This window comes from Neobacillus pocheonensis (genome assembly GCF_050477905.1).
GTDB classification, from domain to species: Bacteria; Bacillota; Bacilli; order Bacillales; family Cytobacillaceae; genus Neobacillus; species Neobacillus pocheonensis_A.
Genome location: NZ_JBCNAD010000047.1, coordinates 16065 through 37803, shown reverse-complemented (window position 1 = coordinate 37803; position 21739 = coordinate 16065). Strand labels below are relative to the sequence as shown.

General features: G+C 39.9%; 20 protein-coding genes. 17 read left to right on the top strand and 3 right to left on the bottom strand.

All coding sequences use genetic code 11. The features are described from left to right. The first annotated feature begins 258 nt into the window (after positions 1-258). The 9 genes from ABES02_RS24145 (at position 259) to ABES02_RS24105 (ending at position 9522) form a co-directional block, all read left to right on the top strand. The gene (locus ABES02_RS24145; protein WP_430140313.1) at positions 259-801 is read left to right on the top strand and encodes a helix-turn-helix domain-containing protein; all 543 of its coding nucleotides are present in this window, start codon (positions 259-261) and stop codon (positions 799-801) included. 26 nt (positions 802-827) lie between these two features. Further along, positions 828-1829, top strand: coding sequence for an ABC transporter ATP-binding protein (locus ABES02_RS24140; RefSeq protein WP_430140311.1), 1002 nt, complete (start codon positions 828-830; stop codon positions 1827-1829). Positions 1830-1851: 22 nt separating this feature from the next. Then, a complete protein-coding gene (locus ABES02_RS24135) occupies positions 1852-2862 on the top strand; it encodes an ABC transporter ATP-binding protein (RefSeq protein ID WP_430140405.1) in 1011 nt (336 codons plus the stop codon). 87 nt (positions 2863-2949) lie between these two features. Then, positions 2950-4179, top strand: a complete 1230-nt coding sequence (locus ABES02_RS24130; RefSeq protein ID WP_430140309.1) for a dipeptidase — start codon at positions 2950-2952, stop codon at positions 4177-4179. A 33-nt stretch (positions 4180-4212) separates the two neighbouring features. Continuing rightward, positions 4213-5838: an ABC transporter substrate-binding protein gene (locus ABES02_RS24125; RefSeq protein WP_430140307.1), complete on the top strand. Its 1626-nt coding sequence runs from the start codon at positions 4213-4215 to the stop codon at positions 5836-5838. 106 nt (positions 5839-5944) lie between these two features. Then, a complete protein-coding gene (locus tag ABES02_RS24120) occupies positions 5945-6880 on the top strand; it encodes an ABC transporter permease (protein ID WP_430140305.1) in 936 nt (311 codons plus the stop codon). 17 nt (positions 6881-6897) lie between these two features. Beyond that, the gene (locus ABES02_RS24115) at positions 6898-7803 is read left to right on the top strand and encodes an ABC transporter permease (RefSeq protein WP_430140303.1); all 906 of its coding nucleotides are present in this window, start codon (positions 6898-6900) and stop codon (positions 7801-7803) included. 14 nt (positions 7804-7817) lie between these two features. After that, positions 7818-8690: an alpha/beta fold hydrolase gene (locus ABES02_RS24110; RefSeq protein ID WP_430140301.1), complete on the top strand. Its 873-nt coding sequence runs from the start codon at positions 7818-7820 to the stop codon at positions 8688-8690. After that, positions 8674-9522, top strand: a complete 849-nt coding sequence (locus ABES02_RS24105) for an alpha/beta fold hydrolase (RefSeq protein WP_430140300.1) — start codon at positions 8674-8676, stop codon at positions 9520-9522. Before ABES02_RS24110 ends, ABES02_RS24105 begins: the two co-directional genes overlap by 17 nt. Positions 9523-9563: 41 nt before the next feature. Here the strand turns inward: ABES02_RS24105 and ABES02_RS24100 are convergent, their stop codons facing one another. Continuing rightward, positions 9564-10778: an MFS transporter gene (locus tag ABES02_RS24100; RefSeq protein ID WP_430140298.1), complete on the bottom strand. Its 1215-nt coding sequence runs from the start codon at positions 10776-10778 to the stop codon at positions 9564-9566. 183 nt (positions 10779-10961) lie between these two features. Between ABES02_RS24100 and ABES02_RS24095 the strand changes: the two genes are divergently transcribed. Beyond that, entirely contained in the window at positions 10962-11765 is an 804-nt protein-coding gene (locus ABES02_RS24095) for a hypothetical protein (protein WP_430140296.1), read from the top strand. Between the two features lie 133 nt (positions 11766-11898). Further along, positions 11899-13269 (top strand): MATE family efflux transporter, encoded by a 1371-nt coding sequence (locus ABES02_RS24090; protein WP_430140294.1) that lies wholly within the window; start codon positions 11899-11901, stop codon positions 13267-13269. Between the two features lie 44 nt (positions 13270-13313). On the opposite strand, the gene ABES02_RS24085 is transcribed toward ABES02_RS24090, so the two are convergent. Then, positions 13314-13484 carry a hypothetical protein gene (locus ABES02_RS24085; protein ID WP_430140292.1) on the bottom strand — a complete coding sequence of 57 codons (171 nt, stop codon included), beginning with the start codon at positions 13482-13484 and terminating at the stop codon, positions 13314-13316. A gap of 200 nt (positions 13485-13684) precedes the next feature. On the opposite strand from ABES02_RS24085, the gene ABES02_RS24080 reads away from it, so the two are divergent. The 5 genes from ABES02_RS24080 (at position 13685) to ABES02_RS24060 (ending at position 18849) form a co-directional block, all read left to right on the top strand. Continuing rightward, positions 13685-13945 carry a hypothetical protein gene (locus ABES02_RS24080; protein ID WP_430140290.1) on the top strand — a complete coding sequence of 87 codons (261 nt, stop codon included), beginning with the start codon at positions 13685-13687 and terminating at the stop codon, positions 13943-13945. A 175-nt stretch (positions 13946-14120) separates the two neighbouring features. Further along, positions 14121-15155, top strand: coding sequence for a Bug family tripartite tricarboxylate transporter substrate binding protein (locus tag ABES02_RS24075; RefSeq protein ID WP_430140289.1), 1035 nt, complete (start codon positions 14121-14123; stop codon positions 15153-15155). 57 nt (positions 15156-15212) lie between these two features. Then, positions 15213-15665 (top strand): tripartite tricarboxylate transporter TctB family protein, encoded by a 453-nt coding sequence (locus ABES02_RS24070; RefSeq protein ID WP_430140287.1) that lies wholly within the window; start codon positions 15213-15215, stop codon positions 15663-15665. A 16-nt stretch (positions 15666-15681) separates the two neighbouring features. Further along, on the top strand, positions 15682-17208 hold the full coding sequence (locus tag ABES02_RS24065) for a tripartite tricarboxylate transporter permease (RefSeq protein WP_430140285.1): 1527 nt from the start codon (positions 15682-15684) through the stop codon (positions 17206-17208). 279 nt (positions 17209-17487) lie between these two features. Continuing rightward, positions 17488-18849: an arsenic transporter gene (locus tag ABES02_RS24060; RefSeq protein WP_430140284.1), complete on the top strand. Its 1362-nt coding sequence runs from the start codon at positions 17488-17490 to the stop codon at positions 18847-18849. A 237-nt stretch (positions 18850-19086) separates the two neighbouring features. Here the strand turns inward: ABES02_RS24060 and ABES02_RS24055 are convergent, their stop codons facing one another. After that, on the bottom strand, positions 19087-20001 hold the full coding sequence (locus tag ABES02_RS24055) for a DMT family transporter (protein WP_430140283.1): 915 nt from the start codon (positions 19999-20001) through the stop codon (positions 19087-19089). Between the two features lie 155 nt (positions 20002-20156). On the opposite strand from ABES02_RS24055, the gene argH reads away from it, so the two are divergent. Beyond that, a complete protein-coding gene (argH, locus tag ABES02_RS24050; RefSeq protein ID WP_430140282.1) occupies positions 20157-21650 on the top strand; it encodes an argininosuccinate lyase in 1494 nt (497 codons plus the stop codon). The last annotated feature ends 89 nt before the right edge of the window (positions 21651-21739 follow it).

The following is a 21739-nucleotide window of genomic DNA, read 5'->3' as shown; positions in this document are numbered from 1 at the left end:
TTAAATTGAAATCGCTTACATCATAGTGTTGACTAATTTTTTGAAACGCTTTTTTTAACACGTAAAAGCATTAAAGAGATATTTCGGAAATCCAAATAATTTATTGGAATAATTACTTTTCAGAATCAAGGGAATATTCAGAAAAAAATCTTTTTTTTTGATATTTTTATGGTAATATTGTAATCAATAAAGTAATACAGTAAAACCACTCAATATATTGTAATGATTTTACAAGGTTTTGGAAGGAAGATATGTGATATGGATGAGATCTGCTTAAAAATCAAAGAGCTCCGGACTCGGAGGGGGCTGACCCTAAAAGACCTCTCCGATAAAACAGAGCTATCGGTAAGCTTTCTATCACAGATTGAAAGAGGAACTACATCACTAGCGATTAATTCTTTAAAAAAAATTGCCGATGCTTTTGATGTAAATATTACCTACTTTTTTGAAACCCCTAAAAAAGAGAAATATGTGGTAAGAAAAAAGGATCAAAGACCATACGAAGTAAAGGGGCTGGAATCAGTTTATACAAGGCTGAATGGAGAATTTCCCAATCGGTCGCTGGCACCATTTGTTATTAAACTGGCTCCGAATCAAAAGAAGAATAAATCATTTAATTTTCCAGGCGAAGAATTTTATTATGTCTTAAAAGGGGCCGTTGTCTTTACGGTAGGTGAGGATGATTATTTTATTCGCGAAGGTGATTCGATTCATTTTCCATCTGAATTACCACATTATGGAGAAAATCCTTTAGATGAAGAAACTCTCCTGTTATGTGTCATCACCCCAGTAATTTTTTAAGTATGAAAAGAAGGGAGGAAAACTAGATGCAGCCATTATTGGAAGTAAAAAATATCACAACGGGGTTCCATACTGATAACGGGGTCGTTAAAGCAGTAGAGAACATTTCCTTTACAGTGAATGCTAAAGAAACAGTTTGTATTGTTGGTGAATCAGGCAGTGGTAAAAGTGTTACGTCTCTTTCAGCATTAAGATTAATAGACTACGATAATGGTAAGGTTCTGGATGGCGAAATTCTTTTCAACGGTGAAAATCTGTTGAAGAAAAGCAGGGAAGATATGAGAAGGATTCGCGGTGGTGAAATCGCGATGATTTTCCAAGAACCGATGACAGCTCTAAACCCTGTTTTTACAATTGGCAAACAAATTTCCGAAGCAATTAGACTCCATAAGAGGTACACCAAAGAAGAAGCAATGCGGAGGGCCCTAGAATTACTGACACTTGTTGGTATTTCAGAGCCTGCCATACGCTTAAAACAATATCCACATGAATTATCAGGTGGAATGAGACAACGGGTCATGATTGCAATGGCACTGTCCTGTGAACCTAAGCTGCTCATTGCAGATGAGCCAACAACGGCACTGGATGTTACAATTCAATCCCAGATTCTGAATCTATTAATGGAATTAAAAGAAAAGCTAGATATGGCCATTATCCTAATTACTCATGACATTGGTGTTGCCGCACAAATGGCTGACAAAATCGTCGTAATGTACGCTGGTAAGGTTATGGAGGAAGGTACAGTCTATGAAATTTTCGATAAACCGAGCCACCCATATACCATCGGGCTATTGTCATCAATTCCATCGATTGAAGGTGATCGGCGAGAGCGGCTAAAATCTATTAGCGGCAGCATTCCAAGTTTAACGGAAATGCCGGAAGGATGCAGGTTCCATCCACGATGCCTTTACGCAACGGAGAAATGCCGTAATGCCGAGCCTCAGTTAGAGGAGCAAAACCAGCGGAAAATCGCCTGCTGGAACCATGATAAAGTGAATTCTGAATTTTCATTAACCTATAAAACGTAAGAGAGGGGGGAGAGGGTTGAGTATTAGTGCTATACAAGAGAATACTCTTACTAAAACTGAGAATCAGTCAGCTGCTCTGATTGAGATTCAGAATCTGAAGAAATATTTCCCTATTAAACAAGGAATTTTGAAAAAAACAGTAGGCAATGTAAAAGCAGTAGATGATGTCACGTTTTCGATCCGTAAGGGGGAAACGTTTGGATTGGTAGGGGAATCGGGCTCAGGCAAGTCCACTCTCGGAAGGACGATGCTGCGATTGCATGAACCAACTGCAGGAAAAGTGATTTTTGAAGGTCAAGATTTGCTTCCCTTGTCTGCTCCAGAATTAAGAAAAATTCGTCGTGAAATGCAGATTATTTTCCAGGATCCGTTTGGTTCGCTGAATCCTCGTTTCACCATCGGCGAAGTAATTGGGGAAATGTTCAAAGTTCACAACATAGCCAGTGGTAAAGAGAAAGACGAAAAAGTTTGTCAACTATTGGAGTTGGTGGGGATTGACCCGAACAGACGTCACTTTTATCCCCATGAATTTTCAGGTGGACAGCGCCAGAGAGTTGGAATTGCACGAGCAATTGCCTTAAATCCAAAATTTATTTTGGCTGATGAAGCGGTTTCAGCCCTTGATGTTTCTGTACAGGCTCAAGTTATTAATTTATTAAAGGAGCTGCAGGAGAAACTTGATTTGACTTATTTATTTATTGCCCACGGTTTAAATGTGGTGCGCTATATATCCAATCGGGTTGGAGTCATGTATTTAGGGAGTTTAGTAGAGGTGGCAGAAACAGATGAGTTATTCAATCATCCAGCCCACCCATACACTCAAGCGTTGATTTCAACAAATCCAATTCCAAACCCATATAAAAGGAATACTCAAATTATATTAAAAGGTGAAATACCTTCGCCAGCTAACCCGCCATCCGGGTGTAAATTTCATACAAGATGTCCGCTTGCTACGGAACGATGCAAGGTGGAGATCCCACCATTGAAAGAAGTAGCACCAGGGCATCAAGCAGCTTGTCATTTTCCATTATAAGCTTCTATTTCATTGGCATTAGGTTCTGTCTTACTCAAAATAGACGGAATATTAAAATAATAAAACAAATTTCTAGGAGGAATTCTCATGTCTGAAACAGTTCAAAAAGAAGGTTCAAAAAAGAAAGCGTATAACGGCTATAAGTCCTTTGAATATCTAGAGCCGGGTGTTGATTATAAACCTTATAAGCTGGCGAAAGAAATCGGCCGGGTGGAGCCTTTTACATATCCGGTAACTGAAGAGCAGGAAAAAGAAGTTCAAACGATTCTAGAGGAAGATATGATTGTATCTTTACATGAGCACACCTTTGTTTGTCCTGAAGATGTAACCGGTATCTTTGAATTCCGTCGTCAGGGACGCGATTGGACAGGTTATGAGGGGCTAAGCGTTTCAGGGTTGGATATCGTCTTTGAAAACTATATGGATGGTACGGCAATGATTACATCTAATGCCGGCTGGAAGTGGAATGATGTCATCCATGATTTGGGTATCCGTTATAGTGACTTTGCTCATCAGGACTTGGTAATCCGTGCAGAAACAATTGAGGATTTATATCGAGCAAAGCGCGAAGGGAAAATTGCTTTTGTCACTTCAATTGAATCTGCAACACAAATTGAAAATGAAATTGATCGCGTAGATGTCCTATACGGTTTAGGCGTACGTGTCATGGGTATCGCTTATTCAGAGGCAAATGCACTGGGTTCAGGTCTAAAGGAAAAAAATGATTCCGGTTTATCATCTTTTGGCCATAAGGTTGTTAAAAGAATGAACAAGCTTGGCATGACGATTGATGTTTCTCATTGTGGCGATAAAACAGCTATGGATGTAATTGAAGCAAGTGAAAAGCCAATTTTCATTACACATGTTGGAGCTAGAGCACTTTGGAATACAAACCGCATGAAACCAGACTATGTTTTTGAAGCTTGTGCAGCGAAGGGCGGAGTAATCGGAATCGAAGCAGCTCCACATACAACCCTTACACATAACCATCCAGAGCATTCTATTGAATCAGTGATGGAACATTTTGAACACGTAGTAAAACTGGTTGGAATTGATCATGTAGCCTTTGGTTTAGATACTTTATATGGTGACCATGTAGGCTTGCACCATGTGTTTGCGAATCAGTTGTCAATTGGTGAATCACATAGCGGAGTTGAATTCAACGAGGTAGATTATGTAAAGGGATTAGAAAATCCTTCTGAAGCATATCCAAATGTTGTTCGCTGGTTAGTGAATAAGGGCTACAGCCGCGAAGACATTCGCAAAGTGATGGGAGAAAATGTCCTACGTGTTTTAAAGGAAACTTGGATTAAATAATAATTTACAGAAAAAATGGGGGGGCAATCCGTTATGCATCAGAAATTGCTTAAATTCTTTGGCGTATTTACTATTATCGCAATGTTACTTCTTTCGTCAGCATGCTCTTCTGATCAAGCTTCAGGTGATAAAGAGAAAACAGCTTCAAAAGGACCTGTTAAAGGGGGAACCGTTACCACACCAATCGTTGGTGACCCAATCTTTAACCCATGGCATCCAAATGCCTATGCGGAATCGAATCTTGTAAATCGTGTCATCTTCTCCGGTTTAACAAAACCTGGGAAGGACCAGGCTCCAGCTCCGGCTCTTGCTACGGAGTGGAAGGCTTCTGATGATGGACTTGTATGGACATTCAAGCTTCGTAAAGGGGTAAAATGGCATGATGGTGAGCCTTTTACAGCAGAGGATGTAGCTTATACTTTTAATGAAATCGTATTAAATAAGGCATTGGGATCAAACGGTGCGTCCAATTACAAAGCACTGGATCATGTTGAGGTAAAAGATGATTTAACTGTCGAATTCCATTTGAAAAATCCATGGTCTGCACTCCCTGCTTACCTAAGCTTTAATTCAGAAATCCTTCCAAAGCATAAATTTGAAGGGAAAGATCCATGGACACTTACCTCATTTAATAAAGAGAAGCCAGTCGGAACAGGACCTTTTATGGTTGGAAACTATATTTCCGGGCAAAGCGTCGAATTGGTTCGAAATGATGACTTTTATGGCGGTGCGCCAAACCTTGATAAACTGGTCTACAAAATTCTAGCTGAAAAGAATACCCATGTGGCCCAAGCGTTAAGTAACGAGTTAGATATTTTTGTACTTGAGGATAAAGCCTCCCTTGATCGTATTAAACAAGCGCAAAATTTGGAAATCATGCCATCAGATGCGACAAAGTATTTCTGGATTTCCTTAAATCAGGATAACAAATTGTTCCAGGATGTAAAGGTTCGTCAAGCCTTCATGCATGCAATTGACCGCCAGGCGATTATTGATACCGTTTTAAAAGGTTATGGAAAAATCGCGGATGCGGCCATTACACCTAACTTGAAGACGTATTATACAGATAAAGTAACCAGATATGATTATGATCCGAAAAAAGCGAAGGAGTTACTTGCCGAAGCTGGATGGAAGGATACAGATGGAGATGGAATCCTTGATAAAGATGGAAAACCATTTAAGTTCTCATTTGAAGTTGGAATTCAAGGTGATTTAGTACCAATCGGACAAATGGTTCAACAATACTTAAAGGATGTTGGGCTGGATGTGAAGTTTGGCAGCTTAGAGTGGAACGCGATGATTCAAAAGCACATCATCAAACGTGATTATGACATGATTCTGAATTGGTGGGCTTACCCAAGTGATCCAGACGTATTTGCCCAATATCACTCTTCAAATGCTGAAAAAGGAAACAATATTCCAAACTACAAGGATCCAAAACTAGATGAATTATTAGTAAAAGGTCAACAAACAAGCGATCCAAAAGCACGTGCCGAAGTTTATAAAGAAATGCAGCAGTATATGTCCGATAACCTTCCATACCTGTACTTGTGGTATCCACAGGAAATTCAGGTAAGAAACAAGAGACTAAAAGGCGTGCCGAATATGTATTTTGGCGGAGCATTATACTATGTCAATGAGTGGTACGTAGAACAATAAGTCATAAATGTGTCGATCATCAACTTTTGGTGGTCGACACCATTTTAATGGAAGAAGATTGTGTATGTCTTAAATAGAGTTGCTTTCATGAAAGGAGGCATAAGGAATGCTGAGTTTTCTTATCAATCGCCTATGGCAAAGCATTGTTTTATTATTAATCGTCACTGTTATCACATTCTTTTTAATTAACCTTGCGCCAGGCGGACCCGCATCACTCATGCGGATGGATGCAACGGCCGAAGAGCGTGCAGCGTTAAGTGAGAGGATGGGGCTTGATAAGCCTGTTATCGTAAGATATGGACAATGGCTAGGGAACACGCTGACAGGTGATTTAGGTGAATCTCTAAGCAGTGGTCAACCAGTCATTAAACGCGTGGCAGAACGATTTCCCAATACCGTCCAGCTTGCATTGTATACATTGATATTTTCTGTTGGAGCAGGTGTAATCCTGGGAATTATTTCAGCTGTCCGCAGAAATAGTGTCAGTGACTATTCTATTAATCTCTTTACTGCAGTAGGCCTTTCTGTTCCTGCATTCTGGCTGGCAATCATGTTAATTTATTTATTTTCTGTTGTCCTTCATTGGCTTCCTTCGTCAGGGGTGGGGACCGGAACCGGAATAGAAAAATTTAAATATATGATCTTGCCGGTTCTTATTTTATCCACAACAACACTCCCAACGATTGTCCGTTTTACTAGGTCCTCCATGCTAGAGGTCATTTCGCAGAATTATGTTCGGACTGCACGTGCTAAAGGAGCAAAGGAATGGTCCGTTATTTATTATCATGCACTCCGGAATGCTCTTATTCCTGTTGTTACGGTGATAGGTGTTTTAGTTCCACGTCTTCTTGGCGGAGCCGTTATAACGGAAACGGTATTTGGCTGGCCGGGAATGGGGCGTTTAATTGTAGAAGCCGCCCAAGGACGTGATTATAACTTAGTAATGGGTGTTACCGTTATTGTTACATTCATTGTCATTACGACTAATTTTCTGGTTGACATAATCTATTCCAGAATTGATCCTCGTGTAAAGAATTTTTAAGGAATGGAGGTGGAATCATGTCGGTCATTCAAGTAGAAAAAAACGTTGATGTGGTTGGCAGTAAATCAAGCATTAAACCAAAACGGAGAAGTGTTTTTTCTAGGCTTTTAAAAAATAAAATTGCCATGGTATCTCTTGTCATTTTAGTGATTGTCCATATTGCCGTATTTATCGGTCCTGTTTTCTGGTCGATTAACCCGGAAAAGATCAATCCTACGACAACTTTAGCTAAATGGTCTGCAGAGCATCCATTTGGGACGGACGATTTGGGACGTGATGTTTTAAGCAGGATGCTCCATGGAGGAAGAATTACACTGCTTGTCGGGTTCTCCTCGATGGTGGTTACTGTCCTTCTAGGGGGAATGATTGGAGCTTTTGCGGGTTATTTCGGACGTTGGGTAGAAGTGATTCTCATGCGACTAACGGAAGCGATGATGGCAATCCCTAATTTCTTTTTAGCATTAGTCGCGCTAACCGTTTTGGGTAAAAGTCCAGTTATGATTGTTCTTGTCATTGCTTTTACTTCTTGGATGGAAATTGCAAGGGTTGTCTATGGTGAAACAATGAAATGGAAGGCTCAGGAATTTGTAGAAGCATCGGTTGCTTCAGGCGCCTCCTCTTTGAGAACATTATTTGGACATGTAATCCCTCAGGTGATTCCGACCATCATAGTAGCGAGCACACTTGGAATTGCCTGGTCCATTTTAACCGAAAGTGCCATCAGTTATTTAGGCTTAGGTATCCAGCCTCCTACACCTACTTGGGGAAATATGCTGCAAAATGCCCAGCAATATATTTGGACATCTCCTGTTTTAGGTGTCCTGCCTGGTTTAGCTATTACCCTAGTAGTTTTAGCCTATAATTTTTTAGGAGATGGACTTCGCGATGCCCTTGACCCCAAACATGTAAGGAAGTCAAAATAATCGGAGGAATGAAAATGTTTGCAGAAATAAATGGATGCCAGGTTTATTATGAAGTTCATGGAAGGGAAGACGGGCATCCTATCTTTTTTATCCACGGTGGCCCCGGACTTGGCGATTGCCGGGCAGATGTCAATACGTTTGCTCCATTGGGCGAAGATTTTAAGCTAGTTTTCATGGATATGAGAGGTTCCGGACGATCAGAGGAAAAACCGCCTTATACGCATGAACAATGGGCAAATGATATTGATCAGTTAAGGCAATTATTAAGACTTGATAAAATAACAATTCATGGCTCATCATACGGCGGATTCATTTCATTGGAATATGCGTTAAAGTATGAACAGCATCTTTCACATGTACTTTTAAATGTAACCGCTGCAAGTAATGAACATCATTATTTAGCGATTGAAAATGCATTAAATAGTAATCTGCCTGGGATTAACAAAAATATGCTCGAAAGGCTTTTTAATGGTGAAGTTTCTTCAAATGAAGAATTTAAAGAAATGTACGCTGCAATTTTGCCTTTATATGCCGCGGTCAAGTTTGATCCAGAGGCGGCAAGAGCGAAACTGGAGTCCATTTACTATCATAATGCGACCCATAATGCCGCATTTCATGACAATTTAAGAGATTACGATATAAGAAATCGTTTAGCGGAAATAAAGGTTCCTGTTTTGGTTACAGGAGGAAGAGTGGACTGGATAACTCCTGCGGTTTATTCCGAAGAAATTGCGAACGGGATTCCAGGTTCAAAGCTTGTTATTTTTGAGAAAAATGGCCATTCGCTAGTTAGGGAAGAAAGTGGACAATATCTTGGCTTAGTTAAGGGATTTATCGAAGAGAATAGCGGACAAAAGGAGGAGTTACATAATGCTTACCACAATTAATGGCTGTGAAATCTATTATGAAGTGCATGGAAAAGAGGATGGAGAGGCAATCTTTTTTATTCATGGCGGACCAGGCATGGGGGACTGCCGCGGCGATATTTCTGCCTTCTCTTCATTAGCTGATGAATATAAACTAGTGTTCTTGGATATGAGAGGTTCAGGAAGATCGGAGGATAAACCTCCTTATACCCATGAACAGTGGACAGCTGATATCGACGAACTTCGTAAACAATTAGGATTAGATAAAATCAAAATGTTAGGTGGATCCTATGGTGGTTTTCTAACCTTAGAATATGCCATAAGGTATCCAGAAAATTTAACCCATGTTATTTTAAGAGATACTGCCCCTAGCAGTAATTACAATGATCTTTCAACTGAAAAAGCCCTTAACAGCAATCTTCCTGGCATTAATGTAGATATGCTTGATCGTCTGTTTGGCGGACAGGTTCGCTCAAATGAGGAATTTAAAGAAATGTTTGGTGCCATTCAACCACTATATACGGTGGAATGGGACGAGGAAAAAGCAAAACAGCGTTTGAATTCAATCTTTTTTCACTATGAAACTCATAATTATGCCTTTAGTGCTAATCAGCCGGCTTATAACCTGACAAACAAGTTAAAGAACATTCCAGTGCCCGTGCTTGTTACAGTTGGGAAGCATGACTGGATTACACCAGTAGTTGCTTCCGAAGACATCGCTAGAGAGGTTCCAAATTCTACACTTGTCATTTTTGAAAATAGTGGACATTCCCCTCATTTAGAAGAAAACGAAAAATACGTAAAGCTTGTCCGTGAATTTATAAAAGTCGGCAGTGATGTGGTTTCTGCTTAATTTTATCGTTAGTTTTGATATCTTCATAGATGATTAAAAAGCTAGGCTGTGCCTAGCTTTTTATTTTTAATCGATCTTGAATACATAAGCATGAAAACAAATGCACTGAAACATCTAAAAACCGAACTGATCTCCAACGAAAAATGAATGTTTGACATTTCTAACAGCCAAATCCCGAATTGGGGTGCAATAAAGGCAACAAAGGATAAGAGCACATTATAGGTGGTAATGCAATATGTTTTCTTTTCCTCAGGAGATTTCTCCAACAAGAGGTTGAACAAAAGTAAGGTGGTTCCGGACATGAAAAATCCAGATGTCATACTGACAATCGTTAAATAGAATGGATTAATTGACATGACATTTAAAAATGGAGCAGTTGCCATCCCAATAGAAACCCAAACAAGCATTAAGGTATTGGACTTTTGTTCGGCCCATTTTTTCCACAAAGGAAAGGTAAAGATTTGAACCAATTGATTCCCCACGGAAAATAAACTTATCCAAAGGATGGTAGCATGTGCATATTTAACATAATAAATATTGAATAGTCCCCATGCCATCTGCCAAGTGAAGTTGAAGCATAACGCTGCAATTAAAAACCATCTATATCCTTGATCTTGAAATATGGACCACTCCATATAGGAGTTTTTTTGTAGATTACTTGTTTTCGGTTTCATGGTTTCTTTATGCTTCAGTAGGAAAAACATTTCTAATAACCCAAATACAAAAGCAATAAAAAATAGCAGCTGATAAGCAGACCCATTATTGGTCTGATTCTTCATGATAATTCCGATCAAAAGTGTGGTTAGCATTCCAACAACCGTCAATAATCGATTTCGATCACTAAAAAATATCCCGCGCCGTTCTTCGCTAATCATCCCGCTAATCAGTGTTTGCCAGCCGATGTTGGAAATCGTTCCTGGTATGTTCATCACAGCAATGATCACTAAAAAAGTCCAAGCCTGATAGGAAATAGGGATAAACAATACTCCCACTAGAAGCAAAAACATCGCTCTCGCCCAAAATACGGTTAAGGCGACGGTTTTCTTTTGCTGCTCTAATCTATTTAATAGAATGGCAGCCGGAATCGTCATAATCAGGGCAACTAAGGGAGGCAGTGAACTGATCAACCCTACCTGATAATTGTTCGCTCCAAGGATTGAAATGGCGAATATCGGAAAAAAATTACCTGCAAGATTTACCGCAATGGTCGACACCATTCCATGATAGATACTGATTTTTTCGTTATAAGTACGCATGTGCCCCACCAGTTTCACTAGTAATATCTAAAGCTATTATACATAGAATTATCTTCGTTGCACTAAATATTTTTTAAAAAATAAGTGAAATGTGTAAAGTGCGACCGCATGTTCTTTTTTTATGAATTGTCATTGTTAATGATATAATAAACTCACACAGATAGATGGAAGGAAGTGGTTAGGTTGCCAATCCAGGGAACACAAATAAAACAGGCTGATTCGACACACTATTTATCGCCAAAAGGGGAGTATGATACTTTCCGTGACGACGATCATTATAAGGAAAAACTAAAAGAATGGGGACTATCCTCTGCAAAGGATGCCAAAAAGGAATTCTGGTATAAGGATCGACAGTCTCAGCGTATTGTCACCATAAAAGGATATGAATCATATGGGAATACGGGTGAATTTAATACCCTTGTCATTGAATTTCAAGATGGAAACATCAGCTGCATACACCCCGCTTATTTAAAAGAAATGCAGCAGGGGAGCTTTGGAAAAGAAAGCATGCTGACCATTGAGGAAAAAGAAATTACAGCGGAAACAGATTCGACCCTTGTGGAAAAAGAAACGGTCAAAGAAACTCCGAGAAAAGCAGCGGCCCCTAAGCAAGCAAAAGCGAAGGAACCGAAACCAAAAAAAGAGAAAGCGCCTAAGCTGGAACTTCCAGTTGATAAGGTGCATTTTACCGCAACGGTGAAACAGTTTGCATTGACCTATAATCCGTTCAACGAAGAAAACGATGAAGTGGTTGTGTTAGAAAATGTTCAGATTGTCGATGAAAATCCACTTGATCTAGGTCTTGCGTGGTGCAGCCATAGTAAGACACTCAAAAAATTTGAACTTGCACCCGGGGATTCGCTTGAATTTGACGGAAAAGTCGCCGCTAAGAAATTGGCGAAAGGAAAAGACGTGGAGGAAGAATTCCTCGTCGATGCTCCAGTAATATATAAAGTCAATAATCCATCAAAAATTGAAAAGAAATAGTTTCAGACAGGACTTCCAAATGGGGGTCCTGTTATTTTTGCTTTTCCCTCAAAATAAATAAGAGAGGAATTATCAACCAATCTAGGATATAATTAAATTTCGGATTTTGAATTACCCCAAGGAGATCGTGATAATGAATCAGACTTTTACTTTAAAAGAAAAAACAAAAGAGATTTTTGTCTTGTTAATCCCTATTTTAATTACACAGCTAGGCATGTTTTCGATGGTATTTTTTAATACGATTATGTCAGGGAAATACAATTCTTCCGATTTGGCCGGAGTGGCGATTGGTTCTTCGATTTGGAGCCCGATTTTTACAGGAATCAGCAGCATCTTACTCGCTGTTACACCAATTGCGGCACAGAAGTTTGGTGAGAAGAAAAACAATGAAGTTTCCTCCGTGGTAAGGCATGGCCTTTTTCTTTCTGTGTTGATCACCTTGATTGTCATTGTTTTTGGTTTCTTCTTTCTAGAGCCAATTTTAGAAAAAATGAAGCTGCCTGCAAATGTTCAAGATACGGCATTCGATTATCTTGTCGGACTAAGCTGGGGGATCTTACCGTTGTTTATTTTTAACGTATTAAGATCTTTTATTTATGCCTTGGGTAAAACAAGAGTGGTCATGATAATCATGATTATTTCTTTACCACTTAATTTCATATTGAACTATTTGCTCATTTTTGGATATTGGGGCTTTCCTGAGCTTGGCGGAGCAGGGGCCGGTTATGCAACAGCCATTACCGATTGGGCATTCATGGGTATGACAATATTCATAGTGAAAAAACAAGAGCCGTTTTCTTCCTATCCGGTATTCGAAAATTTGAAAGAATTCTCGTGGGATAAATGTAAGGAAATTTTAAAAATCGGTGTGCCGATGGGGCTGTCAACGTTCTTTGAAACCAGCATGTTTGCTGTGGTAACCATTCTTTTAAGTAAATTTAATGTAACCACGATTGCCGCGTACCAATCTGCCTTGAATATTGTTTCCTTTCTATACATGATTCCCATCAGCATTTCCACAGCGCAGACCGTGCTTGTCGGCTATGAAGTAGGGGCGAAGCGTTATAAGGATGCCAAACAATACAGCTGGCTTGGCGTGTTCCTTGCCATTTTAATCGCCATTATAACAGGATTACTAGTCGTATTATTTCGCTATCAGGTTGCCGGTCTTTATTCAAATGAATCGGCTGTCATCAATCTAACCGCTAACTTTTTAATATTTGCCTTGTTTTTTCAAATAGCAGATGCCATACAAGCTACTGCCCAGGCAGCTTTGAGAGGATATAAAGATGTCAATCTTGCCTTTATAATGACCCTAATCGCCTACTGGTTGATCTGTTTACCAGCAGGATATCTTCTGGCTCACTATACAAGCTTAGGAGCAAGAGGCTATTGGATTGGCTTGACAATAGGTTTACTGGCGGCAGGTATTGCTTTATCGATAAGACTTATTTACATTCAAAAGCGAAAATTTGTCGGACCAGCAATGAATGAAGTAGGATAATTTAGGATTGAAAAAGGATTGACCAAATGAAAATGGTCAATCCTTTAATGTCTCCATAAACCATACAAAAATAAACTGTTCATGAGGACCACATATAAAACTATTTGTACGAGAACCATAAAACCAACTTCTTTTACCTTTTCTGCAAATTTCATATAAAGGAGAAAGCCAACGATCATTTCAGCTACAGGAGCCCAAATAATCATCCAATTCATGGGTGAACCACCTCTTCTGCAAATCTTTCACTTTGATGCTTGTACCTAATCTAGATTATTGATTAGTAGAGTAGATGTCAACAGGAACATCAAATAAATAAGGACGCTTTCGCCCTGAATTTCGGGTAATAGGCAGGAGTCTATCCCATTTTTTAAAATAGTTACATAAACTATTTTGCAAGCTTATGAGGCGGGATATAATGCAAAGGCAACTAACTGGAGTTTATGTAGCGAATCCTAGTCATGTCTATTATCCAGGTCACGGCTATCATTATGGCCATGTTGGTTATTATCCGGGCCATGGGTATCATCATGGCCATGGCGGATACTACCCAGGACATGGATATCATCATGGTCACGGTGGGCACTACCCAGGACATGGATATCATCATGGTCACGGTGGGTACTACCCAGGACATGGATATCATCATGGTCACGGCGGGTTTCATCCTGGAAGATGATGATAATTTAATAAGGTAAATTGATAAGGCTGCCATGGTGGCAGTCTTTTTATTATGGCTGTGAACAAAATGAACAAAATGGTGAATAAGTTTTTAATGCTGTTTATAGGCAAAAACTATGAATCTTCTAAAAATTTTGTAAAATTAAGAAAACGTTTACAAGGGGGAATATTAAATGTTTTCTTTAAAAAAATTTTCCACAGTTTTATGTGCAGGAGCACTCGCACTCAGTTTAGGTGCCTGCAGCAGCAAGGAGACAGCAAGCACAAGCACAGGCAAGAAAGAAGAAAGTACAGGCTATCCGACAAAAGCGATATCCGTTGTGGCTCCATCAGGTGCTGGTGGCGGTTGGGATTTAACGGCTCGATCCTTCACGAAAATACTAAGTGAAACAAAGCTAGTCAATCAGCCTTTAACAGTGGAGAATAAGCCTGGCGGCGGCGGTGCGGTTTTTATGGCCGAGTACGCAACCCAGCAAGCAGCAAATAATGATATGCTTTTCGTCAATTCACCGCCTATCATTATCAACAACCTGAAAAAAGAGGGGAACAGTCCTTACGGATACAAAAATACGACACCGCTTGCTCAATTGACAAAAGATTTTGGTGCGATTGTGGTTAAAAAAGATTCTAAATTTACCGACCTAAAATCAGTTTTAGAAGAAGTGAAAAAAGATCCTAGCAAACTTACATTTGCCGGCGGTTCTGCACCGGGTTCCATGGATCACTTGATTTCCATTCTTCCTGCCTTCAAATATGGGGTAGACCCAACAAAAATTAAATATGTTTCTTACGATGGCGGCGGGGAAGCGATTACGGCACTGCTCGGCGGTAATGCTGACGTTATTGGTACAGATGCCTCTAGTGTAAAAGAGTTCTTAAAAGCGGGTAAGGTACGAGTATTGGCGATTACGGCAACTGAGCGTCTAGGCGGCGATTTTAAAGACGTGCCAACAGCGAAGGAACAAGGAATTGATGCTGAGTTTACCATCTGGCGCGGAGTTTTTGGCCCAGAAAAAATGTCGAAGGAAGCAAAATCCTACTGGGAAAAAACAATTGATAAACTTGTGAACACTCCTGAATGGAAGCAGGAAGTAGAGTCTCAGGGTTGGGAACTAGAATACAAAAATAGCTCTGATTTCAAAAAGTTCTTAGGTGAGCAGGATAAACAAGTCCAACAATTATTAGAAGCATTAGGCATGCAGAAGTAATGAGTTCGGGAAGGAGTTCACTTTCTCCTTCCCATTTTTTCTAAAGGGGGATGTCGAATGGCAATTAAATTCGATCGGGTTGCATCAATTGTATTTCTCGCCGTTGGGGTACTATTTATTATTGGGAGCAGGCATCTAGCAAGCTCTTCTTATGGAAGTGTGGTCGGTCCTGATATCTTTCCACTTGTTTTGGGGATCCTGTTGGTTTTATTAAGCATTCGCTTGTTTTATGAGACGTTCATGTCTACGGGTTCATCTGGTCCAAAAGAAAAATTAGAATGGAAACCGTTCTTAATTATCTTTGTGGCTACCTTACTTTATATTCTAACGTTAGAAACAATCGGTTATGTGATTACCACTTTTATATTTTTATTGGTTTGTTTTCAAGCAATGGAGCGTTCGAAGTTGATTACTTCTATTATTATATCTGCAGCTTTTTCTGGAATCGTCTATTTCTTATTTGTAGATGTGTTAAAAGGGACATTGCCAGGCTGGCCTATTTGGTTTTAAGATTGGAGGTTGAAAAATGAGTACACTCGATTATTTATTTCAGGGATTTGGAACCGCACTAATTTGGTATAATCTTATTTTTGCTTTTGTTGGCGTGTTAATTGGAACTGCCGTTGGGGTTCTCCCCGGGATTGGCCCAATGAGCGGTGTCGCGCTCCTCATACCCGTAACTGCGTCCATTACGGGCGGACTTCCCCCAGAACAAGCGGCGACAAGCGCGATTATTCTCCTCGCCGGGGTTTATTATGGAGCGATGTATGGAGGTTCCACCACCTCTATTTTATTAAATACGCCAGGTGAATCTTCTTCCGTGGTCACTACCTTAGATGGCTACCAAATGGCTAAGAAGGGGAGAGCAGGGAGTGCGTTGTCAATTGCAGCAATCGGATCCTTCGTGGCTGGAATTGTCACCCTGATTGCATTGATTGCACTTGCCAAACCATTATCAGAGGTCGCATTAAAATTTGGCCCGGCGGAATATTTTTCTTTAATGCTGTTGGGCTTAGGCGCTGTAAGTGGACTAGCAGGTAAATCGGTTACGAAAGCCTTGATCATGACAGTTTGCGGGTTACTTTTAGGAACCATCGGTATTGACACCGTATCAGGAATCGCCCGCTTTACCTTCGATGTACCATGGCTGTTTCAAGGAATTGAGTTTTTAACAATTGCAGTCGGATTGTTTGCCCTTGGGGAAGTTTTTAAAACCATTTTGGAAAAAGAAGAAGACGAAGGCGAAATGGCGAGGATCAATAATTTGATTCCGTCAAAAGAGGAGTTGAAAGAATCTGCAGGACCTATTGCTCGTGGCTCCATCTTAGGTTTCTTTGTGGGGATTTTACCAGGCGCAGGAGCAACGCTTGCCTCGTTCTTCTCTTATCTTTTGGAAAAAAAGATATCAAAAAATCCATCTAAATTTGGAACCGGCGCAATTGCTGGGGTAGCGGCACCAGAATCGGCGAACAATGCGGCGTCCGGTGGGGCGATGATCCCATTATTAACGTTGGGAATCCCTGGATCAGGCACGACGGCAATCCTTATGGGAGCTTTAATGATGTACAATGTGCAGCCGGGTCCATTATTATTTGAAGACCATCCGCAGGTGGCTTGGGGACTAATTGCTAGTATGTTTATCGGCAATATCATGCTATTAATCTTAAATTTGCCTCTAGTAAAGGTGTTTGCAAAGATCATTCAAACACCAAAGCAATTTTTAATCCCGATGATTATTGCGATTTCCATATTTGGCGTTTACGCAGTGCAAGTATCAATGTATGATTTATTGCTATTACTTGGCTGTGGAGTGTTTGGCTATTTCTTAAGCAAAAACGACTACCCAATCGCACCACTCGTTCTTGGACTGGTGTTGGGGCCAATGGTTGAAAATAACCTACGGAGAGCATTAACCATTTCGAATGGGGATTACAGTGTGTTTTTCACTCGTCCAATATCTTTGGCATTTTTACTTATCACTGCACTCTGGCTGATCGTTCCATTTATGATGAAAAGAAGAGGGAAAGAAGTCATTATTAATGTTGAGGGATAAGATAAAAAAATAAGTGCAATCAAAACCTAGCGGAGCTAAGCAGCTTCGCTTTTTTTATTTTTTTTAAAATTAATAGTGATATTTTTTAGACTCTAGTGGATTTACAGAAAAAAAGGGTACAAACCTAAAGCCTGTCTTATAAGGGATACATATAAATACAGTACAACAAAACAGAGGGACAGATGGAAGGGGGGGACATTAGCGGAGATTTTGACATTTGGAGGGAATGTCGTCTCAGGTAAACATCCTGAATTACTAGCAAAATGAAAGGAGAAATTTATGGATCATTTAACCGTATGGATAACCATTATCACCTTTTTGGTTACCCTCGGCTTTATACTTTGGAGACCAAGAGGCGTTAATGAAGCTGTGCCTGCCGCAATTGGTGCGATTATTGTCGTGCTAAGTGGAAGTGTTTCATTAACTGATCTGGGTATCATTGCGGACACCATAAGTGGCGCCGCAATTACCATTATGGCGACGATTGTTATGGCGATTGTGTTAGAAAGCTTTGGCTTTTTTAATTGGGTGGCAGAAAAACTTGCTGCAAAGGCAAAGGGCTCAGGGATTCGATTATTCTGGTATGTCAACCTACTTTGTTTTCTCATGACTCTCTTTTTCAATAACGATGGAAGTATCTTAATCACAACCCCCATTCTTGTCATGTTATTAAACAACATGGGCTTAAAAAATCATCAAAAAATTCCTTATTTATTATCAGGGGGCTTGATTGCCACTGCATCCAGTGCTCCTATTGGGGTTAGTAACATTGTCAATTTAATTGCCCTAAAAATCGTGCATATGAGTCTGTATTTGCATACAGCCATGATGTTTGTACCGGCAACACTTGGTCTGCTCCTGCTGGTTGGTCTTCTGTTCCTTCGCTTTTACAAGGTTTTACCCAAGACTATTCCTACAAAGGTAACGGGGATATCGTTTAAATCCTATCATCCACTCAAATCCGGAATCCAGCATATTTCAGAAAAGGAACGTTCAAGATTTATGCGAAATGTTCTTTTATTCGTATTTGCCGTCCGTATCAGCCTCTTCGTTGCATCGTTTGTGAACATTCCCGTTTCCTTGATGGCCGTTATCGGTTCACTAGTCCTATTAGGATGGAGATGGGCTTATTTAAAAATACCGCCCATTGATATGCTGAAAAAAACGCCGTGGTATATCATCGTCTTCGCCTTTTGTATGTATGTCATCATTTACGGGCTGAATAACATTGGACTAACAGTCTGGTTGATTGGTTTTATGGAACCGATTGTTTCTGGAAGTCTGCTGCATGCGAGTGTCATGATGGGGGTCCTACTATCCGTTCTCTCCAATATTTTTAATAATCACCCTGCCCTGATGGTTGGAACACTCACATTAACCCATATGAAACTAAGTTTACTCGAATTGAAAATTGCCTATCTGGCCAACGTCATTGGCAGCGACATGGGATCATTACTCCTTCCGATGGGTACTTTGGCAACACTGATGTGGATGCACATTGTTAGAAAAGGGAAAGTGAAGATTACGTGGTGGGAGTATGTGAAAATCACTGGAGTTGTGATTCCACCTACCGTTATATTCACATTAGTCGTTTTATATTATTGGGTTTCAACGCTTTTTGGAGGAGTTCTTCAACGATAATACTTTAAGAGAAAAGGAGAGTTAAGATGCTAATTGATTTTGGAGAAACAAAAAGAAAAATCCACCCTGTGTTTGGCGACTCGGATGGATTAATCATACACTTCTAACGTTTTTTAAGACCGGACCGTCCACGTCACGGTCTTTTTTTGGTGTATCACCTATTGTTAGGATATGCTCTTTGGATAAAGATTGTTCAAGGGAAGAAAAAATTTCATTTTTATTTGAGATAATGAAAAGTTAAGCCAAATATTTGGTTTCAGTTCTAAGAATTGGCTTAGCGCTAGGTAAATTAGCAATATACACCCCTGATAAAACAAGGATCCCTCCAATAATTTGGCTCACTAAAATCGGGTTCCCTAAAATAAAATGGGAAGCGATGATGGCGACAAATGGCTGAATATTCATGAACATAGAAGCAGTTCCTGCCCCAGCCTTGGCAACGCCTTTATTCCACCAAAAACCTGCCACACCCTGTGCAAGAATCCCTGCGCAAATTAGTAAGAGCCACATAAATATAGAATGGCTTATGACTGAGCCGCTAACCATTCCTTCCACGCCTGCTGCAGGAATCATTAGGACGCTGCCTAGGACAGTTGCATAAATGGTAATGACTAAAGAATTCATCGTTTTCGATAATCCGCGAATAAATAATAGACTGATACAAAGGCAGAGCATCGCGATGACAATATTGAAATCGCCCCATGAAATTCCTAAAGAACCTTTTCCAACCCCAATAATCGAAAACACACCTAACAAACTAATAAGTGCACCTGAGGCCTTTTTTAGTGTTAATTTTATTTTAAAAATAAACCGCTCTAATAGAATGGTAGCTATAGGTGAGAGCGCAAGGATTAACGAGGCATTAGCCGGTGTTGTATGCTTCAGACCTGTAAAATAAAAAGTTTGGTTAGGGAGAGTCCCAAAAACTCCGACACCAATCAGATATTTCCATTCTTGTCTGGTTGGCCTCTTCATTCCTTTAAAGACGAAGGCAAGGATAATGAGAAAAATTGAGGTAGAACAAATCCTTACGGTCGACAAAAAGACTGGGGAAAATCCTTGAAGTAAATAAGCACTGACAGGATAGTTACAACCCCACAAAACCGAAACTAAAAACAAGCTTAATAGAGTTTTTTGATTACTCCCCGACATATAAATTGACACGCCCTTCTGAAATACCATTTATGTTAAATTTCATTTGACTATTATAGTACCTTATTTCGTGGGTCGAAAGAATTTTTTATCCATTCACTTTAAAAAATTTCATTCGTATAAATATATAAAGAAAAATCTTAGTCATAATCGGAGTGGAAAGCATGGACAACGAATTTATCAAAAAGGAAGGACAGATTTTTCCGGGAAAGACTTATGTGGAAGAGCTGTTAAAACCAGTTTTTAATGATCAAAGGGATTATTTATTTCACGTCATGTTCGATATCCACCGCGCCCATGTGATTATGCTCGAGGAACAAAAAATCATTAAAAGAGACGATGCTAAAAGAATGCTTGAAGGGATTAACAAGGCGGCCAAAACAGATACTGCTTTCTTAACCTACGACCCCCAATTTGAAGATTTATTTTTCATGATGGAAGCTAAAATAGCGGTGGAAATCGGTGAAGAACTTGCCGGAAAAATTCATATGGGGCGAAGTCGAAACGATATGGGGGTGGCCATGTACCGCATAGTGCTGAGGGAGCATCTTTTACAGCTGCTTGGCAACTGCTATCAATTAGGTGAGGGCTTACTAGAGAAGGCTGAACAGCATAAGGAAACCTATATGACTGCCTATACCCATACACAACCGGCACAGCCAACAACTTTAGGTCATTATTTTTTAGCAATATATGATGTATTGATGCGGGACATCCAACGAGTATGGTCGGCATATGAAACGGTTAATCAATCGCCATTAGGGGCTGCAGCCTTATCGACGACAGGTTTCCCAATCAGCCGCACTCGTACCTGTGAATTATTAGGATTTGATAAAATAATAGAAAACTCGTATGACTCGATTGCAGGGGCCGATTATTTAATTGAGGCAGCAACCACTTTAATGACATGTATGGTGAATACTGGAAGATGGATTCAAGATTTTCTGCTCCATGTCTCGAGAGAATTCGGATCATTTATCGTAGCGGATGCCTACGTACAAATTAGCAGCATTATGCCTCAGAAACGGAATCCTGTTTCGGTGGAACATTCACGTGCACTTGCAAGCAGTTCTTATGGTGATGCTCTTGCAGCCATTCAAATGATTCATAATACTCCGTTCGGTGATATTGTGGATACCGAGGATGACCTACAGCCACATCTATATCGGGCATTTGCAAAAGCTAACCGCGTGATGAAAATCATGTATGCTGTAGTGAAGACACTAAAAGTAAACGAGGAGTATTTAAAGGTTATGTCTCAGAAATCCTGTATCACGATCACAGAACTCGCCGACACTTTGACCAGAAACTACGAAATTCCCTTTAGAAAAGCTCATTCGATTGCAAGTACTATTTCTAAGAAAACGATTCAAACGCAAAAGGAATTATATGATTGGAAGGTTGAAGATATTAACTCAATGATCAAGGATATGGCTGATGTAACTCTTAGTGAGGAAGAATGGAAAAAAATCATCTCATCTGAGCACTTTGTCGAGGTAAGACGGATCCAGGGAGGACCCAATCCGTTAGAGGTAAAAAGAATGACAGAAGATCGTAAGTTCAGTTTAGAAAAGTGCTTAAAAGAGTACCAGCAAAATGTTGGAAAAATAGCTAGGACTAGGCAACAATTAATAGAATTTACCTTATAATTGAGAAAACAGCCCGAAAAAAATGATGAACGGGCTGTTTTATTTAATTTGTCCTCTTTTTAATATGAGATTTTTTTAATATGATAGAG

What these genes read in the sequence shown, in the direction of transcription:
- ABES02_RS24100 (WP_430140298.1), bottom strand. Translation starts at nt 10,778, where the DNA reads ATGCGTACTTATAACGAAAAAATCAGTATCTATCATGGAATGGTGTCG.
- ABES02_RS24065 (WP_430140285.1), top strand. Translation starts at nt 15,682, where the DNA reads ATGAGTACACTCGATTATTTATTTCAGGGATTTGGAACCGCACTAATT.
- ABES02_RS24085 (WP_430140292.1), bottom strand. Translation starts at nt 13,484, where the DNA reads ATGAATTGGATGATTATTTGGGCTCCTGTAGCTGAAATGATCGTTGGC.
- ABES02_RS24105 (WP_430140300.1), top strand. Translation starts at nt 8,674, where the DNA reads ATGCTTACCACAATTAATGGCTGTGAAATCTATTATGAAGTGCATGGA.
- ABES02_RS24125 (WP_430140307.1), top strand. Translation starts at nt 4,213, where the DNA reads ATGCATCAGAAATTGCTTAAATTCTTTGGCGTATTTACTATTATCGCA.
- ABES02_RS24055 (WP_430140283.1), bottom strand. Translation starts at nt 20,001, where the DNA reads ATGTCGGGGAGTAATCAAAAAACTCTATTAAGCTTGTTTTTAGTTTCG.
- ABES02_RS24140 (WP_430140311.1), top strand. Translation starts at nt 828, where the DNA reads ATGCAGCCATTATTGGAAGTAAAAAATATCACAACGGGGTTCCATACT.
- ABES02_RS24060 (WP_430140284.1), top strand. Translation starts at nt 17,488, where the DNA reads ATGGATCATTTAACCGTATGGATAACCATTATCACCTTTTTGGTTACC.
- ABES02_RS24130 (WP_430140309.1), top strand. Translation starts at nt 2,950, where the DNA reads ATGTCTGAAACAGTTCAAAAAGAAGGTTCAAAAAAGAAAGCGTATAAC.
- ABES02_RS24090 (WP_430140294.1), top strand. Translation starts at nt 11,899, where the DNA reads ATGAATCAGACTTTTACTTTAAAAGAAAAAACAAAAGAGATTTTTGTC.
- ABES02_RS24080 (WP_430140290.1), top strand. Translation starts at nt 13,685, where the DNA reads ATGCAAAGGCAACTAACTGGAGTTTATGTAGCGAATCCTAGTCATGTC.
- ABES02_RS24115 (WP_430140303.1), top strand. Translation starts at nt 6,898, where the DNA reads ATGTCGGTCATTCAAGTAGAAAAAAACGTTGATGTGGTTGGCAGTAAA.
- ABES02_RS24110 (WP_430140301.1), top strand. Translation starts at nt 7,818, where the DNA reads ATGTTTGCAGAAATAAATGGATGCCAGGTTTATTATGAAGTTCATGGA.
- ABES02_RS24145 (WP_430140313.1), top strand. Translation starts at nt 259, where the DNA reads ATGGATGAGATCTGCTTAAAAATCAAAGAGCTCCGGACTCGGAGGGGG.
- ABES02_RS24070 (WP_430140287.1), top strand. Translation starts at nt 15,213, where the DNA reads ATGGCAATTAAATTCGATCGGGTTGCATCAATTGTATTTCTCGCCGTT.
- ABES02_RS24120 (WP_430140305.1), top strand. Translation starts at nt 5,945, where the DNA reads ATGCTGAGTTTTCTTATCAATCGCCTATGGCAAAGCATTGTTTTATTA.
- ABES02_RS24075 (WP_430140289.1), top strand. Translation starts at nt 14,121, where the DNA reads ATGTTTTCTTTAAAAAAATTTTCCACAGTTTTATGTGCAGGAGCACTC.